General features: G+C 51.6%; 19 protein-coding genes. All 19 read left to right on the top strand.

Going from position 1 to position 16,679, the window contains the following annotated elements:
* Nucleotides 1-78 precede the first annotated feature (78 nt).
* On the top strand, nt 79-600 hold the full coding sequence (locus LVJ83_RS13550; RefSeq protein WP_244785164.1) for an Abi family protein: 522 nt from the start codon (nt 79-81) through the stop codon (nt 598-600).
* Nucleotides 482-1,075 carry an Abi family protein gene (locus LVJ83_RS13545; protein ID WP_244785163.1) on the top strand — a complete coding sequence of 198 codons (594 nt, stop codon included), beginning with the start codon at nt 482-484 and terminating at the stop codon, nt 1,073-1,075. Before LVJ83_RS13550 ends, LVJ83_RS13545 begins: the two co-directional genes overlap by 119 nt.
* A 230-nt stretch (nt 1,076-1,305) precedes the next feature.
* Nucleotides 1,306-2,865: an SWIM zinc finger family protein gene (locus LVJ83_RS13540; protein WP_244785162.1), complete on the top strand. Its 1,560-nt coding sequence runs from the start codon at nt 1,306-1,308 to the stop codon at nt 2,863-2,865.
* Nucleotides 2,866-3,494: 629 nt separating this feature from the next.
* Complete coding sequence (gene pdxA, locus LVJ83_RS13535) at nt 3,495-4,484, top strand: 4-hydroxythreonine-4-phosphate dehydrogenase PdxA (protein WP_244785161.1); 990 nt, start codon at nt 3,495-3,497, stop codon at nt 4,482-4,484.
* Nucleotides 4,485-4,652: 168 nt separating this feature from the next.
* Nucleotides 4,653-4,898: a cytochrome-c oxidase gene (locus LVJ83_RS13530; RefSeq protein WP_244785160.1), complete on the top strand. Its 246-nt coding sequence runs from the start codon at nt 4,653-4,655 to the stop codon at nt 4,896-4,898.
* A 250-nt stretch (nt 4,899-5,148) separates the two neighbouring features.
* The gene (locus LVJ83_RS13525) at nt 5,149-5,955 is read left to right on the top strand and encodes an ABC transporter ATP-binding protein (RefSeq protein WP_244787796.1); all 807 of its coding nucleotides are present in this window, start codon (nt 5,149-5,151) and stop codon (nt 5,953-5,955) included.
* Between the two features lie 105 nt (nt 5,956-6,060).
* Nucleotides 6,061-6,837: a lipid asymmetry maintenance ABC transporter permease subunit MlaE gene (gene mlaE, locus LVJ83_RS13520; RefSeq protein ID WP_244785159.1), complete on the top strand. Its 777-nt coding sequence runs from the start codon at nt 6,061-6,063 to the stop codon at nt 6,835-6,837.
* A 4-nt stretch (nt 6,838-6,841) separates the two neighbouring features.
* Nucleotides 6,842-7,339, top strand: coding sequence for an outer membrane lipid asymmetry maintenance protein MlaD (gene mlaD, locus LVJ83_RS13515; RefSeq protein ID WP_244785158.1), 498 nt, complete (start codon nt 6,842-6,844; stop codon nt 7,337-7,339).
* A 46-nt stretch (nt 7,340-7,385) separates the two neighbouring features.
* Entirely contained in the window at nt 7,386-7,988 is a 603-nt protein-coding gene (locus LVJ83_RS13510) for an MlaC/ttg2D family ABC transporter substrate-binding protein (protein WP_244785157.1), read from the top strand.
* A gap of 3 nt (nt 7,989-7,991) precedes the next feature.
* Entirely contained in the window at nt 7,992-8,270 is a 279-nt protein-coding gene (locus LVJ83_RS13505) for an STAS domain-containing protein (RefSeq protein WP_244785156.1), read from the top strand.
* The gene (locus tag LVJ83_RS13500) at nt 8,267-9,160 is read left to right on the top strand and encodes an MlaA family lipoprotein (protein ID WP_244785155.1); all 894 of its coding nucleotides are present in this window, start codon (nt 8,267-8,269) and stop codon (nt 9,158-9,160) included. Before LVJ83_RS13505 ends, LVJ83_RS13500 begins: the two co-directional genes overlap by 4 nt.
* Before the next feature lie 282 nt (nt 9,161-9,442).
* Nucleotides 9,443-9,811 carry a VacJ gene (locus tag LVJ83_RS13495; protein WP_244785154.1) on the top strand — a complete coding sequence of 123 codons (369 nt, stop codon included), beginning with the start codon at nt 9,443-9,445 and terminating at the stop codon, nt 9,809-9,811.
* A gap of 20 nt (nt 9,812-9,831) precedes the next feature.
* Nucleotides 9,832-10,236: an acyl-CoA thioesterase gene (locus tag LVJ83_RS13490; protein ID WP_244785153.1), complete on the top strand. Its 405-nt coding sequence runs from the start codon at nt 9,832-9,834 to the stop codon at nt 10,234-10,236.
* Nucleotides 10,233-10,721 (top strand): peroxiredoxin family protein, encoded by a 489-nt coding sequence (locus LVJ83_RS13485; RefSeq protein ID WP_244785152.1) that lies wholly within the window; start codon nt 10,233-10,235, stop codon nt 10,719-10,721. The genes LVJ83_RS13490 and LVJ83_RS13485 overlap by 4 nt, the downstream gene beginning before the upstream one ends.
* A 338-nt stretch (nt 10,722-11,059) precedes the next feature.
* Nucleotides 11,060-12,103, top strand: coding sequence for a 3-deoxy-7-phosphoheptulonate synthase AroG (aroG, locus tag LVJ83_RS13480; protein WP_244785151.1), 1,044 nt, complete (start codon nt 11,060-11,062; stop codon nt 12,101-12,103).
* A gap of 334 nt (nt 12,104-12,437) precedes the next feature.
* Nucleotides 12,438-12,782 carry a winged helix-turn-helix transcriptional regulator gene (locus LVJ83_RS13470; protein ID WP_244785150.1) on the top strand — a complete coding sequence of 115 codons (345 nt, stop codon included), beginning with the start codon at nt 12,438-12,440 and terminating at the stop codon, nt 12,780-12,782.
* A gap of 186 nt (nt 12,783-12,968) precedes the next feature.
* Nucleotides 12,969-14,102 carry a sugar diacid recognition domain-containing protein gene (locus tag LVJ83_RS13465; protein WP_342345079.1) on the top strand — a complete coding sequence of 378 codons (1,134 nt, stop codon included), beginning with the start codon at nt 12,969-12,971 and terminating at the stop codon, nt 14,100-14,102.
* 111 nt (nt 14,103-14,213) lie between these two features.
* Nucleotides 14,214-15,473, top strand: coding sequence for a GntP family permease (locus LVJ83_RS13460; protein WP_244785148.1), 1,260 nt, complete (start codon nt 14,214-14,216; stop codon nt 15,471-15,473).
* Nucleotides 15,474-15,483: 10 nt separating this feature from the next.
* A complete protein-coding gene (locus tag LVJ83_RS13455; RefSeq protein WP_244785147.1) occupies nt 15,484-16,626 on the top strand; it encodes a glycerate kinase in 1,143 nt (380 codons plus the stop codon).
* Nucleotides 16,627-16,679: the final 53 nt, after the last annotated feature.

The following is a 16,679-nucleotide window of genomic DNA, read 5'->3' as shown; positions in this document are numbered from 1 at the left end:
CCGGACATCAGGCAGCACCGGCTATTTATTCAGGAGAATGGGTCGGAGGACCAATATTTGGGTAATAAAGGGGAAGGAATGTCATATCCTAAAACATGGAAAAGTCTCGCGGAGCAAATAGCATTACTTAAATCCAGGGGCTTGGCGATTTCAGATGATACAAAGGCAGCGGAATATTTGGAGCGTATCGGCTATTACCGGTTGAGCGGCTATTTCTATGCCATGCGTGAATTGAGTGGTGAGTATAGTGAACTGCAAAATTTTCAAAAGCCGCAAAAGCTTAAAGTCAAAAAAATGGTCATGGATGACTTTAAAAGAGGCGCCAGTTTTGAAAATGCAGTAGCTTTATATATTTTCGACAAACAATTGCGTTTGCTGGCTACAGATGCATTGGAAAGGATTGAGATTTCCGTCCGCGTTGATATAGCCTATGCTTTGGGCAAGCTGAATAAATTTGCTTATTTGAAACCGGCTTGCCTACATGAGAAATTTTGTTCTGAGCTGGATAAAAAAAACAGGACTAAGCCTGCATCACACTTGGCTTGGCAAGCATGCCCAATTAATCAGCCGTTCAAAAGAAGAATTTGTCAGACACAATAAAGAGAAATATGGGCTACCCCTTGCGATATGGGTAGCTTGTGAAGTTTGGGATTTTGGTACGATGTCAATCTTGTTCAGCGGCATGAAGGAAAGTGAACAAGATGAGATTGCACAAAAATATGGTTTGGAAAACGGGCGGATATTTGCCACTTGGTTGAGAAGTTTGAATTATCTGCGTAATGTTTGTGCGCACCATAGCAGATTATGGAACCGCAATATTGTCGATCAGCCGAAACTGCCCTCTGAAGACCAATTGCCTTGGGTAAGGCTTTTTAAAGATGACGCACATGCAAGGGCCCGCTGTTTTTTATTGTTTTTTATATGTAATCATATGGTCAAGAAGATTAACCCTAACTCCACTTGGTCTGTCCGAATGAAAAATCATTTGGAGGCATTTCCCGCCTTGGGTCATATTGGCTTGAATTTGCGAGGGATGGGGGAGCCTGAAAGCTGGCAAAAATTTTGGCAACTTTAGAGAATATACAGCCAAGAAAAAACTCCCCAGCAATCTGCTATACAGCGAGACTGAGGGGAGCCGTGTTGAATTCATTATATTAACTCAAATTCGTTTAGTCAATCAGGTTAGCTAATTGAGTAAGCGTAGCGGCATAAATTGTAGTGTGCTGAAACCCTAATGCCGCTGTGTATCTCGCGCTGATTTCTGTTATCTTTACAAAATATATTTTATTCAGAAGGATTCTATATATGTCCGCACCCGACCCGATTGCCGCCGTGCTCGGCACCACTATCGCCGAACGCGGTGCAGATTATTGCCGCCGCGGCAAGGTTGTCTCGATGCAGCAGCAGGCGGATGGCGCTTGGCTGGCGCAGGTATCGGGCAGTCAGGCGGCGCAGGTGTATCGGGTGCAACTGCGTTTTTTCGACAACGGCGCTTTGAAACAGGCTTTGTGTGATTGCCCGTATGATGGCTTGTGCAAACACATCGCGGCGGTGTGGTATGCGCTGTCGGCAGATCAACTGCCTGCGCCCAACGTAGCGGAAAAACCGCCGCGCAAGCTGCGGGTATTGCAGCCGCCGGCGAATACTGCCGCGGCGCAGGATTTGCTGGATACGGCCACCGCGCTGTTTCGCCGTTATGCGCGCGGTTGTGATTATCATGAAAGCGGCCGTTTGGGCAATGAAGTGTGGGCGTTGCTGGAGCAGGCCGCCGGGCTGGATACCGCCGATAGGTTTGCGGTTTATCATAAGGTGTATCAGCGTTTGAACAGCATCATCCAGCGCTCAGACGATTCAGGCGGCTATTTGGGCGATTTGATATTTTACTGCATCGAAACCAGCGGGCGGCTGCACCGACAGGGCGATGCCAAGCTGCGGGTAAAAATTGAAAAATTTTGGCGCAAAATGATGGATGACCGTGAAACCCATTGGATTGCCGTTGAGGAAGCCTCGTTGCTGTGGCAAGAAGCATTGTGTGCTTTCGGGCGTGCAGATGAAGTATTGATCTGGCTGGAGCAGGAGTGGGCAAACTTAAAGCGGGATAACGGCTATCAGCGTGAAGATTTGGCCGTGCGCAAATATCAAGTATTGGCCGTTATCGACGAGGCGCGGGCGCAGGTATGGATGCAAACTATGCTGCGTTATCCGAAAATGCGCCGAATCGCAGTCGATCAATTAATGGCGCAACAGCAATGGCAGGCGGCCGAAAAATTGCTGAAACAGGCGCTGCAACAAAACCCGAACCAAGAAACGCGGCAATGGTCGGCTTTATTGCTGGAAATCGCCGAACAAACCGGGCAACAGCAAGCTGCGTGTGACTATGCCAAAGCGCTGGCGTTTGGCGATAATCAGATTGATGAAGCTTATTACCGCCGCTGGAAAACCTTGCTGCCCGAGCAGGAATGGCCGCAGGCATGGGCGCGGCAGGAGCAGAAATTGCAACAGCAGCCGGTATCAGAAGATGCGTTGGCACAGCTTTATACATTAGAAAATTGCAGCGAAAAGCTATGCCGCCTGCTGCAACAGACACAGAAAGAATATTTGCTGGAGCAATACATAGGCCGTCTGAACGAAACGCAGCAAAGCGCGGCGGCATTAAACTGGCTGGATTTGACCATGGCCGCCACAGTGAGCTTAAAAGAGCGCAAGCACTACGCCAAATGGGTGAAAAAACTCAACCACCTGTATGACCGCTTTCCTGCCGTACGCGAGCCGATGGGCGTGCGGATGGCAGAAGTGCGGCAAACTTATGCCGCCAACCGCCCGGCCATGTTGCAGGAAATGCTGCGCTTGAAAGCAGCGGGCTAGGGTGTCCTGAGTCATTCTGAATGGTCAGGACACCCTAATAAATAACCTAACAGCGTTGGCCCGCCTGAGTGCGAAGCGGACTTTCTTCGGTTTGCCAGCTGGTTTACTGACTTTTATGAATGAGCATAAGCGACAACGGAATCTGTAAAACAGATGATTCAGACGGCCTTCAAGTATTTTTAAATCTATTTTTAACAAAAACAAAATAAGCCGCAAAGGCCGTCTGAACGCTTTCAGACGGCCTTTGTCTATTCAATGATAAACAAGATGGCAAACCATCTGCCGCTGGGGTGTCCTGACCATTCAGAATGACTCAGATTTTTTGTGATAAAAGTACAGATGCAAGGCAAAAAACGCAGCAAGATTGGGTATCTTGCGAGGCTTTTTAACGCAGCAGATGTGCTTTTATAGAAACGGCAATTAAATAACTGAATTTTTTAAATCAATCTAATTGTTTTAAAAAGAAATTAACAAAAGATTTTTAGAATTAAAATTGCCGAATCTATAGTGCAAAAAACATAATGATATATGAATAGTCAGAACACCCTGACAGCGGCAGCAGCGGAAATCGCTTTGCATGCCCGGCGGCTTTGCTATAATGACACCAACCTTTTTTGAAAGCCGTTTCCATGAATCATCTTCCTGTTTTGGCCGTAACCAGCGGCGAGCCGGCCGGTGTCGGGCCGGATATCTGCTTAGATCTGCCCGCCGCCGATTTGCCCTGCCGCTGCGTGGTGTTGGGCGATAAAACCTTATTGCAGGCGCGTGCGGCGGCGTTGGGCAAAGAAGTGCGGATATGCGATTATGATGCCGCGCAAGCACCTGAGGCGGGTGTATTGGAAGTGCTGCATATCCCGTTGCGCGTGCCGTGCGAAACGGGTGTGTTGGCGCGGGAAAACGCCGCTTATGTGCTTTCGTTGCTCGATCGTGCTTACGAAGGCGTGCAAACGGGCGAATTTGCCGCCATGGTAACCGCACCCCTGCACAAAGGCATCATCAACGATGCCGGCGTGCCTTTCAGCGGCCACACCGAATATCTGGCCGAAAAGAGCGGCGCCGAACAGGTGGTGATGATGCTGGCAGGCGGCGGCCTGCGGGTGGCGCTGGTCACCACACACCTGCCACTGAAAGACATTGCTGCCGCCATCGACGGCGCGTTGGTGGAATCGGTGGCCACCATTCTGGCACAAGATTTGAGCAGCAAATTCGGGGTGGAAAATCCGAATATCCTGGTTACCGGCCTCAATCCGCATGCGGGCGAAGGCGGCCATCTGGGGCACGAAGAAATCGATGTGATTTCGCCGGCGTTGGCGCGTTTGCGTGAAAGCGGCATGAATATCCACGGCCCGTATCCGGCCGACACCTTGTTTCAGCCGTTTATGCTGCAAGGCGCCGATGCGGTGTTGGCCATGTATCACGACCAGGGTTTGCCGGTGTTGAAATACGCCAGTTTCGGCAAAGGCGTCAACATCACGCTGGGGCTGCCGTTTGTGCGCACTTCGGTCGATCACGGCACAGCGCTGGCACTGGCCGGCAGCGGCCGCGCCGATTCGGGCAGCCTGATTGTGGCGGTCGATACCGCATTAACCATGGCGCAACACCATGCTAGGGTGTCCTGATGTGTCGTTGACGAGGGGATTTTTGTTCCTGAAAATGTAGATGCCAGGCAAAAAACGCAGCAAGATTGGACATCTTGCGAGGCTTTTTAACGCAGCAGATGCATTTTCAGCGCAAAAAAGATGATGATATATGAATGGTCAGGACACCCTAATAAAGGAGCATAAAAGATGGCTGAGCAAAACAAACCCGATTTGAGCAAAATGAAACCGCAACCTTATGAAAGCTTTGAAGAAGCCGAACAAGCGCGCGAAAACGATGCCGTGGCGGTAAATGCGCCGCTAACCGAGCGCCAGCGGGCAATCGTGCGCGAACAGTCGGGCATCAACCCGGTAACGCAAACCGTTACCGATGTGCTGAAAGATAAGCCCGATCTGCCGCAGGCCGATGATGATACAGACAAGGATGCGCCTTAAAAAAAGCAGCTGCTGTGGCAGATATTGCCGACAAACCGCACACATCAAGCAGGCCGTCTGAAGCATTATTACCTTGTTCAGACGGCCTCATATTAAAAATGTTGTATTTTAAACACGCCGGCAAAACATTGAGCCGGCGGCATGTTTACATACAATGATGTATCTTTGCATCTGCATGTTGCCGAAATGATTTGCCCGATATGCTGTAAACCATTAAAATACAATACTTTGAAGAAACACCCGTAAGCCGCTGATGACTACCCCCTTTATCGAGATGAAAGATGTGGCGTTTGCCTATGGCGAGCGCTGCGTGTTAAACAATATCAATTTTAAAATCGCGCAAGGTAATTTTGCTGCAATCATGGGCGGCTCCGGCAGCGGCAAAACCACATTGATGCGCCTGATTACCGGCCAAATCCACCCGCAGCGCGGGCAAGTGTTGGTTGAGGGCAAAGATTTGGCCGCCTTGAGCGCCGCCGAATTATATGAACACCGCCGCCGGATGGGCGTATTGTTTCAGCACGGCGCGCTGTTTACCGATTTGTCGGTGTTTGATAACGTGGCGTTTCCGATGCGCGAGCTGACCGGGCTGCCCGAAGCGGTGGTTCGCGATTTGGTGTTGCTGAAGCTCAATGCTGTCGGCCTGCACGGTGTCGAAACGCTGATGCCGTCTGAATTATCAGGCGGCATGGCACGGCGGGTGGCCTTGGCGCGCACCATCGCGCTCGACCCTGAAATTGTGTTGTACGACGAGCCGTTTACCGGCCTCGACCCGATTTCTCTGGGCGTGATTGCCCACCTGATCAGCCGTACCAACAAAGCTTTGCGTTCGACCAGCGTAATGGTGACACACGATATAGAGCAATCGTTGGCCATTGTGAACCAGGTGATTTTTTTGGCGCACGGCGAAGTGATGTTTTCCGGCAGCCCCGAGCAAATGCGCGAGCTTGATTCGCCGTGGGTGCAACAGTTTGTCGGCGGCCTGCCCAACGGGCCGGTGGCCTTCCGTTATCCGGCGCAAACCAGCCTGCAACAGGCTTTATTGGGCAGTCAATAAGTTTCAGACGGCCTGCGGCATTCTGATTATGCGTTCGACAGCTGCTTTTGCCGCTGATAAAGCGCCCAGGCCGTCTGAAAAGAGAACAACCGTTTTTAAGCGAATATGAATTTTATCCAAACCATCGGGGCGAAAACCCTCAACTTTATCCGCGAGCTGGGCAGCATCTGCCTGTTTCTGCTCCAAATCCTGGCCAAGTCGGGCACGGCGCTGAAAAGGGTGCGCCTTTCGGTGCGCCAGATTTATTTTGCGGGCGTATTGTCGGTGCTGATTATCGCCGTGTCCGGCCTGTTTGTGGGCATGGTGTTGGGCTTGCAAGGCTACACCCAGTTGGCAAAATTCAAATCGGCCGATATTTTGGGCTATATGGTGGCGGCCAGCCTGCTGCGCGAGTTGGGGCCGGTGTTGGCAGCCATTTTGTTTGCCAGCAGCGCCGGCGGCGCCATGACCAGCGAAATCGGCCTGATGAAAACCACCGAGCAGCTTGAGGCCATGAATGTGATGGCGGTCAACCCGGTGGCGCGTGTGGTGGTGCCCCGTTTTTGGGCGGGTGTGGTTTCCATGCCCTTTTTGGCTTCGATTTTCAATGTCGCCGGTATTTACGGCGCCTATTTGGTCGGCGTGCAATGGCTGGGGCTCGACGGCGGTATTTTCTGGACGCAGATGCAAAACAATATTGCCTTCGGCTATGATGTGTTCAACGGCTTGATCAAATCGGTGTGTTTCGGTGTCGCCGTCACGCTGATTGCCGTGTATCAGGGCTTTCACTGCGTGCCCACGTCGGAAGGTATTTTACGGGCCAGCACCCGCACGGTGGTGTCGAGCGCATTAACCGTGTTGGCGATTGATTTTATTTTAACTGCATTGATGTTTACCGAGTAAAACGATGAAAAAAAGTGTTTTAGAATTTTGGGTAGGTTTGTTTGTGCTGTTGGGCGTGGCGGCCATCGGCTTTCTGGCGTTTCGCGTGGCCGGCGGCGGCAACGTGGGCGGCTCCGGCAAAACCTATACCGTGTATGCCGAATTTACCGATATCGGCGGCTTGAAAGTAAAAGCGCCGGTGAAAACCTCCGGCGTATTGGTGGGGCGTGTCGGCAGCATCCAACTCGACCCGCAAAACTATCAGGCCAAAGTCAGCCTGAACATCGACAGCGAATACCAGTTCAGCAGCGATGTGTCGGCGCAGATTTTAACGTCGGGCCTCTTGGGCGAGCAATATATCGGCTTGCAGCAGGGCGGCGATGAGGAAAATCTGGCGGCAGGCGACACCATCACCATCACCAGCTCCGCCATGGTGCTGGAAAACCTAATCGGCCGTCTGATGACCAGCTTTGCCGAGAAAAGCAGCAGCGATTCGCCCGCCGAAACGCCTGCGGCCGAATAAACACAACCGCATCATTCTATCAAAACAATATCAAGGAAAGACTACGATGAAAAAATCTTCACTGATCAGCGCATTGAGCATCGGCGTATTGAGCATCGGCCTGGCTGTGGCCGCCCCTGCCGATGCCGTCAACCAAGTGCGCAGCAATGCCACCCAGGTGCTGAATATCCTGCAAAAAGCCAACGGCAGCAATGATGCCACCGTGCGCCGCCAGGCTGAAAGTTATGCCTTGCCGTATTTTGATTTTCAGCGTATGACCGCGCTGGCAGTCGGCAACCCCTGGCGCGAAGCCAGCGCCGCGCAAAAACAGGCGCTGACCAAAGAATTTCAAACCCTGCTGATCCGCACTTATTCGGGCACCATGCTGAAATTCAAAAACGCCCGCGTCAATGTTAAAGACAACCCCGTTGTCAACCGCGGCGGCAAAGAAATCATCGTGCGTGCCGAAGTGGCTCAGCCCGGCGGCAAGCCGGTCAACATGGATTTCACCACCTATCAATCGGGCAGCCGCTACCGCGTTTATAATGTGGCGGTAGAGGGCGCCAGCCTGGTTACCGTATACCGCAACCAGTTTGGCGAAACCATCAAAAGCAAAGGCATCGATGGTTTGATCGCCGAATTGAAAACCAAAAACAACGGCGGCAAATAAGCCATGAACAGCGAAAGCCGCAACGGCGTTTTGTATTTGAGCGGCGAGGTTACCGTGAAAACAGTGGCTTCGGCCAATTATGCCCGCTTTGAACAGCAATGCCGCGCCCATGAGGTGCACACACTGGATTTGTCGGGCGTTACTCAGGCTGATTCCGCCTGTGTGTCGCTGTTGCTCACCGCCTTGCGCCTCAAGCCCGCTGCGGTCGGTTTTCGCGGCGTGCCCGCTTCAGTGGCGGCGCTGGCCGAATTATATGAAATCAAAGATTGGGTAAGTGTATGAAACACCAACGCAGCGCCGCCTGCATTGCCTTGATGCTGGCCGCCAGCCAGCCGGTTTGGGCCGAAACCAACCCGGACGACCCCTACGAGCGTTACAACCGCGTAATGTATAAAGTCAACGACACGGCCGACCGCTATGTGCTCACGCCCGTAGCACGAGGCTACCGTGCCGTTACCCCCAAGCCGGTGCGCACCGGGGTCAGCAATTTTTTCAATAATCTGCGCGATGTGGTCAGCTTCGGCAGCAACGTTTTGCGCCTCGACATCAAGCGTGCCAGTGAAGATTTGGTGCGTGTGGGCATCAACACCACTTTCGGCCTCGGCGGCTTAATCAATATTGCCGATGCCGGCCAGATGCCCAACAATAAAAATACCTTGGGCGACACATTCGCTTCGTGGGGCTGGAAAAAAAGCCATTATTTTGTTTATCCGCTGTTAGGGCCTTCTACCGTGCGCGACAGCGTGGGCACCACCATTGTGAGCGTGTACCCGGTGCAAAACGCCGTGTTTGACAAACCTGCTGCACGCATCGGTGCCGTTGCACTCAACGCAGCCAATACCCGCGAAGGCCTGCTCGACCTTACCGACAGCCTGGATGCCGCTGCGGTAGACAAATATGCCTACACCCGCGACATGTATATGCGCCTGCGTGCCGGTCAAACCGGCGCTCCTTTGCCGCAAAGCGCCGGCGATGATGTCGATATCGATGATTTGGTGGATGCCGGCAGCGAGCCGGCGCCGGAAGTGGCTGCGCCCGATGCACAAGATACGGCAGACACAGCCGCGATACCCGACGAACCGGCAGCCGAACTTGACGAATGGCAGCCGCAGAGCCACACGGATCAGGCCGTTATCGGCTTGTGGCAGCCCGACAGTCGCCTGGCTTATTAAAGGCACCAAACGGCCGCAGAACACGCATAAATCATCTTGAGGCCGTCTGAAACACAGAGCAGCCATGCCGTCTGAATTTACCGGCGATCGGCGTTGGAAAAGCAGGAATCCTCCTGCTTTTTTACGTTTTTATCCCGCATACGGGATGACGAAGCGAAGATTTCGCATTATGATGGGCATCACTGTGTTATAACGTGTGTGCCGGTGCAAACACCGTATCGCGGCACAACCCGGATATCCGCCCGGCAATTGCGCCCGCCCATTTCACTGAGGAGTATGGCCATGTATGAAGTAAACCGCAGCGTCTTTATTTTGATGCCTTTGGAGCCGTTTTGGAATTGGCTGCTGTCATTGCCTGAAGTGGATTTAAACGGCTTTGCACTGGAAGATTTGCAGGCCGATGCCAATGCCTATCTGGTCAACCCCTGCGACAGCGCCGAAGAAGTATGGGATGAAATCGAATCGCGCTTCGAAGAAATTTTTGCCGCCGAATTGGCCGACTGGTGTGAAGACGAAAGCCAGTGGCCTGATCTGCATGCCGATATTTTCAACGAATGGTTTGATATCCAACTCTCTACCGTGCTCACCGATTTATCGCACGAACCGCTTGAGCGCGAATCATTCCAACCGCTTACGCTTACCCTCAATTGATTTTTCAGACGGCCTCAATAATGACTGACACCCTTATCCGCGTGCGCGGCTACCATCTCGACGGCTACGGCCATGTCAACAATGCGCGTTATCTCGAATTTCTCGAAGAAGCGCGTTGGGCTTTTTTTGAACAACACGATTTGTTCAAGCTGCTCAAAGGCGAAATGATGGTGGTGGCGCGTATCGATATCCGCTACCGCCGCCCGGCAACCGCCGGTGACGAATTGCGCGTTGAAACCGCCTTTTTGCAGCTCGAACCCCGCCAAATGGTATTGACGCAAAACATCGTGCTGACCGGCGCCGGCAAAAATGCCGTGGAAGCCGAGCTCACCTTAGTGCCCGTGAGCAGCGAAACCGGCCGCGCCACCGATTTGAACCCCGAATTGTTTGATTATCTGACCAAGCTGACCCAACACAAGCCATGAAAAAAATGCTCACCCTGGCCGCCGCTGTTGTGGTGGCCGCTTTATTAGCCGCCGTCTTGTGGCCCAAATACCATCCCGCCCCCGAATTCTCACTGCCCGACTTAAACGGCCAAACCGTGAGCAATGCCGATTTGCAGGGCAAGGTTACACTGATTAATTTCTGGTATCCCTCCTGCCCCGGCTGCGTAAGCGAAATGCCCAAGCTGGTGCAGACCGCCAAAGATTATCAAGACAAAGACTTTCAGATTATCGCCATTTCAGAGCCTTTCGACCCGCTCGCAAGCGTGAAAAACTATGTGGCCGAGCGCAGTTTGCCCTTTACCGTGATGTATGATGCCGAGGGCCGCGCAGGCAAAGCATTCGGCACCCAAGTTTACCCGACCTCGTTTTTCATCAACAAAAAAGGCGAGCTGCTGAAAACCTTTGTCGGCGAGCCGGATTTTGGCGCCTTATATCAAGAAATCGATAAAGAGCTGGCAAAATAAGAGCTTGCCTTGCGCCCAAGCAAGCTGATGCAGTCAGCTTGTGCTGTCGAATGGGTATAACTGTTTGAATAGACATAATCCGCCCGCAAAAGCCACACAACTTACCCGATTGTTTCACTGTTAAAGGCCGTCTGAAAGCAAAGTTTCAGACGGCCTTTAATTTATTTAGTGAAATAAAATACCAATAATCAGAAAATAAACTTATTTAAATTCTATTTAAATCAAAAATAATAGTTTTACGCTATAAAATAGCTTCACGAGCGCAGATTCCCTTGTCAGGCCGTCTGAAAAGCGCTAAGCTGTGCAGCAATTGTATAACTTGTAAAAGAACAACAAAGATGACCCCAAGACACCAAACCGACGATATCAAAATCAAAGAAGTCAAAGAGCTGCTGCCCCCGATTGCCCACCTTTACGAGCTGCCCATCAGCGAAACCGCATCCGAGCTGGTGCACAACACCCGCCAAGAAATCGCCCGGCTGGTGCATGGCGAAGACAAACGCCTGCTGCTGATTATCGGCCCCTGCTCGATTCACGACCCGGCCGCCGCACTCGAATACGCACAAAAACTGCTGCCGCTGCGCAAAAAATACGAAAAAGAATTGCTCATCGTGATGCGTGTATATTTTGAAAAACCACGCACTACCGTAGGCTGGAAAGGCTTGATTAACGACCCCCATCTCGACGGCACATTCGACATCAATTTCGGCCTGCGCCAGGCACGCAAACTGCTGCTCACCCTCAACGATATGGGCATGCCCGCGTCTACCGAATTTCTCGACATGATTACACCGCAATACTATGCCGACCTCATTTCATGGGGCGCCATCGGCGCGCGCACCACCGAAAGCCAGGTGCACCGTGAGCTCGCCAGCGGCCTGTCGTGCCCGGTAGGTTTCAAAAACGGCACCGACGGCAACCTGAAAATCGCCATCGATGCCATCGGCGCCGCCTCACATCCGCACCACTTCTTATCAGTAACCAAAGCCGGGCATTCCGCCATCGTGCACACCGCCGGCAACCCCGACTGCCACGTGATTCTGCGCGGCGGCAAAGAGCCCAACTACAGCAGCGAGCATGTTAAGGCCGCCGCCGAACAGCTGCAAAAAGCCGGCGTTACCCCCAAACTGATGGTGGATTGCAGCCATGCCAACAGCCGCAAAGACTATGCCCGCCAGATGGAAGTAGCGCAAGATGTCGCCCAACAACTGCACGCCGGCGAAGACAATATCATGGGGCTGATGGTTGAAAGCCATCTGATCGAAGGCCGCCAAGACAAACCGGAAACTTACGGACAAAGCATTACCGATGCCTGTATCGGCTGGGATGCCACCGAAACCATGCTCGAAATGCTGGCCGAAGCCAACCGCCACCGCGTGTAATATTAGCGTATAAAAATAACCTAATTGCATTGGCTACCTGAGCTCGAAGAGAACTGGTAACCAATGCAATTAGGTTATTTTTATGAATGGGTATAACACAGAAACTCAGTCCCAAACAGATTTGCGGCTACCTGTACAAACACCATCAAATCATAATCCACTACAGCTCCGTTTACCGCTACCTAAAGCAAGCAACTGCCGCCGACTGCACACTAAGGAAAATTGTACTTTAAATACAAATCCATTATATCAATATGCCGTCTGAAAGGTAAGTACGCATAAAAAGGATACTGTGGCAAAATAGAGTCGGATACCACTCAACAGAAAGCCTGATATGCCCGCCAACCCCTGCACCCCCGTCAACACCACACTCAGCATTATCGGCGGTAAATGGAAGCCGGCCATTGTTTATCATTTGCTGCAAAACACACAGCGTTTCAATGCCCTACACCGTTTGATACCGGAGATTACCCAGCGCATGCTGACGCTGCAACTGCGTGAGCTGGAGGAAGCGGGTATTGTGTATCGTAAGGTGTATCCGGTATTACCGCCGAAAGTGGAATATTCGCTCACCGAATTCGGCCGCACACTGCAACCGGTGGTACAGGCGATGTATGATTGGGGCAGCGCCTATGCAGCCGAATGCCGGCGGGTAAAAAGCGGCCTACGCCAAGCTTGACTGCGATAATTTGCATTGCCGATTGTTGATTAAATATTGAAATATAGTCAAATATAAAAATGATACAAGTTGGCGTAGCAACTCTGTTTTTGACTGACAAGTTTAGCTGGAAACACATTTGCTATGCGTGATAAGCATCCGGCTAAACAATCAAAAGGCCGTCTGAAAAGGCTTGAGGGGTAAGTGATGAAAATGAATGAAACCAGCGCTCAGAGCATTGTAAACCGAGCCATGAAAATCATCGGGAAATCGGTGAATGTGATGGATGAGCGCGGCGTAATTATTGCTTCGGGCGACCCCGAGCGCTTGGGGCAGCGACACCCAGGCGCGTTGTTGGCTTTAAGCGAAAACCGGATTGTCGAAATCGATAACGATTTGGCGCGCCAGTGGCATTATGAAGCTTTGCCCGGTATCAATCTGCCGATTACTTATTTGGGCAAACCACTGGGCGTAGTAGGGATTTCCGGAATACCGGCCGAAGTGCGCCCTTATGCCGAGCTGGTCAAAATGACCGCCGAGCTGATTATCGAACAAGAGGCTCTGCTGGAAAAAGCACATTGGAAACGCCGCCATCAAGAGGAGTTTTTGCTGGCGGTAATTCGCGGCCAAGCTGACTTTACATATGTGCAGCGGCAGGCTGCCTTTTTGGATTTGGATTTATCCGGCCATTTCACGGCCGTGATTATCCAGTGCCTGAATCCGGAAGAATTTTTACTGATACACCGGCTGGTGGCTTATTTAGAACAGCCACAGTTCAAGCAGCTGGTAGTTATTACGGCATTAAACGAAATTACCGTGTTGAAGCAGTCAGATCCGGCGCGGCCGCTCAGCGATAAAAATTTACAGCTGCTGCTGCCTGAAAGTGTTCGTCCGGATGCATTCCGGATGGCGGCGGGTGGTATGTTTTGCGGTGATGATGCGTTGTATCTGGCTTATAAAACGGCACGCGGTACGCTGGATTATGCACTTGCCCACTACCCTGGGCAAAGTTGTTATTTTTTCCATCATTACCGGTTGCCGGTTTTGCTGGAAGCATTTTCGGGCACCTGGCAGGCAAAAGAGTTGCTCAAACCATTGCAAAAACTGACTGCACACAAGCATGGCCAGATGTTGCAGAAAACGCTGCGCCAATATTTTCTTTGTAACGGCGATTTGCCACAGGCAGCCGCCAAATTGTTTGTACACCCCAATACCTTGCGCTATCGCTTGGCACAAATCGAGCAGATTACCGGCCTGTCGTTGAGCTTGACCGACACCCGTTTTGTTTTATTTTTAAGCACAATATTGGACAATAATTTGGAAAAACATACAAAAGAATGATGTTGTTTGATGTAATTTTTATTTGAAACTATAAAGACTTTTCATTTTTTCAGGCCGATAATGCGAGCTATCAACTTGATAGTAAACAGCTAATTACATAGGAGAAGCATTATGGTCAGCGTATCGGCTTTCGGTGCCATCATTGCGTTGGTGGTCGCCATCGGATTGATTTTAAAGAAAGTGCCACCGGCTTACGGCATGATTGTCGGTGCATTGGTCGGCGGCTTGGTGGGCGGCGCCGGCTTGAGCGAAACCGTCAGTCTGATGATTGGCGGTGCACAAGGCATTACCACGGCCGTGATGCGTATTTTGGCAGCAGGTGTGCTGGCAGGGGTATTGATTGAATCAGGTGCGGCTACGGTGATTGCCGAAACCATTGTGAAAAAGCTGGGTGAAACCCGTGCCTTACTGGCGCTGACCATTGCTACCATGATTCTGACCACTGTAGGTGTGTTTGTGGATGTTGCGGTGATTACAGTATCGCCGATTGCTTTGGCGTTGGCCAAACGCGGCGGTCTGTCGAAAGCGGCTATTTTGCTGGCCATGGTCGGTGGCGGTAAAGCCGGTAATATCATGTCGCCCAATCCCAATGCTATTGCCGCTTCAGATGCCTTCAATATCCCGCTTACTTCGGTCATGGTCGCAGGCATCGTGCCTGCAATGTTTGGGGTGGTCGTTACTTACTTTTTAGCCAAGCGCTTAATCAAAAAAGGCAGTGTCGTGCAGGATGATGAGGTGGAAATTGAAGACACGAGCAACCTGCCGCGCTTCGCTGCTGCGATTTCCGCACCGCTGGTCGCAATTGTTTTATTGGCCTTGCGTCCGATTGCCGGTATTGCTGTTGATCCGCTGATTGCCTTACCGGCAGGCGGTTTGGTCGGCGCGTTGTTGATGGGCAAGTTTAAACACAGCAATCATTATGCTGTGAGCGGGTTGGGCAAAATGGCACCAGTAGCCATCATGCTGTTGGGCACGGGTGCTTTGGCCGGCATTATCGCCAATTCGGGCTTGAAAGATGTGTTAATAGACGGCCTTACTGCTTCAGGCCTGCCTTCTTATCTGTTGGCACCGATATCAGGTGCGCTGATGTCGCTGGCTACCGCATCTACTACCGCCGGTACAGTTGTGGCATCAAATGTGTTCAGCAGCACTTTGCTGGAACTCGGTATCAGCGGGATTGCCGGTGCGGCAATGATTCATGCCGGTGCCACAGTGTTTGACCATATGCCGCACGGTTCGTTTTTCCACGCCACCGGCGGTAGTGTGAATATGAACATTAAAGAGCGCTTGACGTTGATTCCGTATGAAAGCGCGGTAGGTTTGATGATGACGATAATTTCCACCCTGATTTTCGGTGTATTTAAATTTTAAGGAGCCTGAGATGAAAATTGTAATCGCGCCTGATTCATTCAAAGAAAGCCTGACTGCGCTGGAAGTGGCTGCTGCGATTGAAATCGGCTTGAAAAAAGTATTACCTGATGCAGAATATATCAAAGTGCCGATGGCCGATGGCGGTGAGGGCACGGTGCAATCTCTGATTGATGCTACTGATGGCCGCCTGTTGGAAGTAGCGGTAACGGCACCGTTGGGTAATCAAACCACTGCTGCATTTGGTATTTCGGGCGACGGTAAAACCGCCATTATTGAAATGGCAGCCGCTTCCGGCTTGCATTTGGTACCGCCCTCAGAGCGCAACCCTTTGCAAACTACCAGCTACGGCACCGGTGAATTGATTAAAGCCGCATTGGATGCCGGAGTGGAAAAAATCATTCTCGGCATCGGTGGCAGCGCCACCAATGACGGAGGGGCGGGCATGTTGCAAGCATTGGGTGCGAAGCTGCTTGATGCAGGGCAGCAGCCGGTCGGTTTTGGCGGCGGTAGCCTGCAAGCTCTGGCCGAAGTAGATTTAAGCGGATTAGATCCGCGTTTGCAAGCCGTAGAAATCGAAGTGGCTTGCGATGTGAACAACCCTTTGTGTGGTGAAAAAGGCGCTTCAGCAGTATTTGGCCCGCAAAAAGGAGCCTCGCCCGAAATGGTGGTGGAGCTGGATAAAGCATTAAATCATTTTGCCACAGTGGTACAACGTGATTTAGCGCTGGACATCAATAATAAAGCAGGGGCAGGGGCTGCCGGCGGTATGGGCGGCGGTTTGCTGCTGCTGCCCGATGTGCAATTGAAAGCCGGCGTACAAATTGTGATTGATGCAGTAAAACTGGCCGACAAAGTGCAAGATGCCGATTTGGTGGTCACTGGGGAAGGGCGCATGGATGCACAAAGTATTCACGGCAAAACCCCCGTTGGCGTGGCGCAAACGGCCAAAGCTTTCGGCAAGCCGGTAATTGCGATTGTGGGTTGTCTGCGCGAAGATTATGAAGTGGTTTATGCAAAAGGAATTGATGCAGTATTCCCGATTATCCGCCAGCTCGGCAGTATGGAAGATATTTTGAAAAATGGCCATGATAATTTGGTATCTGCCGCGCAAAATGTAGGCAGGATTTACCAAATGGGTATAGTGGAAAAATAGTCCTGAATAAATAAAACATAAAACAACCCTGAGGCCGTCTGAAATATTGTTTC

The organism is Uruburuella testudinis, assembly GCF_022870865.1.
In the GTDB taxonomy this organism is placed as follows: domain Bacteria; phylum Pseudomonadota; class Gammaproteobacteria; order Burkholderiales; family Neisseriaceae; genus Neisseria; species Neisseria testudinis.
Note: the sequence above shows the minus strand (reverse complement) of the source record. Positions and strands in the feature narration are given on the sequence as shown.

What these genes read in the sequence shown, in the direction of transcription:
- LVJ83_RS13470 (WP_244785150.1), top strand. Translation starts at nt 12,438, where the DNA reads ATGCCCGCCAACCCCTGCACCCCCGTCAACACCACACTCAGCATTATC.
- LVJ83_RS13505 (WP_244785156.1), top strand. Translation starts at nt 7,992, where the DNA reads ATGAACAGCGAAAGCCGCAACGGCGTTTTGTATTTGAGCGGCGAGGTT.
- LVJ83_RS13540 (WP_244785162.1), top strand. Translation starts at nt 1,306, where the DNA reads ATGTCCGCACCCGACCCGATTGCCGCCGTGCTCGGCACCACTATCGCC.
- aroG (WP_244785151.1), top strand. Translation starts at nt 11,060, where the DNA reads ATGACCCCAAGACACCAAACCGACGATATCAAAATCAAAGAAGTCAAA.
- mlaD (WP_244785158.1), top strand. Translation starts at nt 6,842, where the DNA reads ATGAAAAAAAGTGTTTTAGAATTTTGGGTAGGTTTGTTTGTGCTGTTG.
- mlaE (WP_244785159.1), top strand. Translation starts at nt 6,061, where the DNA reads ATGAATTTTATCCAAACCATCGGGGCGAAAACCCTCAACTTTATCCGC.
- LVJ83_RS13460 (WP_244785148.1), top strand. Translation starts at nt 14,214, where the DNA reads ATGGTCAGCGTATCGGCTTTCGGTGCCATCATTGCGTTGGTGGTCGCC.
- LVJ83_RS13500 (WP_244785155.1), top strand. Translation starts at nt 8,267, where the DNA reads ATGAAACACCAACGCAGCGCCGCCTGCATTGCCTTGATGCTGGCCGCC.
- LVJ83_RS13545 (WP_244785163.1), top strand. Translation starts at nt 482, where the DNA reads ATGAGAAATTTTGTTCTGAGCTGGATAAAAAAAACAGGACTAAGCCTG.
- LVJ83_RS13495 (WP_244785154.1), top strand. Translation starts at nt 9,443, where the DNA reads ATGTATGAAGTAAACCGCAGCGTCTTTATTTTGATGCCTTTGGAGCCG.
- LVJ83_RS13550 (WP_244785164.1), top strand. Translation starts at nt 79, where the DNA reads ATGTCATATCCTAAAACATGGAAAAGTCTCGCGGAGCAAATAGCATTA.
- LVJ83_RS13530 (WP_244785160.1), top strand. Translation starts at nt 4,653, where the DNA reads ATGGCTGAGCAAAACAAACCCGATTTGAGCAAAATGAAACCGCAACCT.
- LVJ83_RS13485 (WP_244785152.1), top strand. Translation starts at nt 10,233, where the DNA reads ATGAAAAAAATGCTCACCCTGGCCGCCGCTGTTGTGGTGGCCGCTTTA.
- pdxA (WP_244785161.1), top strand. Translation starts at nt 3,495, where the DNA reads ATGAATCATCTTCCTGTTTTGGCCGTAACCAGCGGCGAGCCGGCCGGT.
- LVJ83_RS13455 (WP_244785147.1), top strand. Translation starts at nt 15,484, where the DNA reads ATGAAAATTGTAATCGCGCCTGATTCATTCAAAGAAAGCCTGACTGCG.
- LVJ83_RS13465 (WP_342345079.1), top strand. Translation starts at nt 12,969, where the DNA reads ATGAAAATGAATGAAACCAGCGCTCAGAGCATTGTAAACCGAGCCATG.
- LVJ83_RS13510 (WP_244785157.1), top strand. Translation starts at nt 7,386, where the DNA reads ATGAAAAAATCTTCACTGATCAGCGCATTGAGCATCGGCGTATTGAGC.
- LVJ83_RS13490 (WP_244785153.1), top strand. Translation starts at nt 9,832, where the DNA reads ATGACTGACACCCTTATCCGCGTGCGCGGCTACCATCTCGACGGCTAC.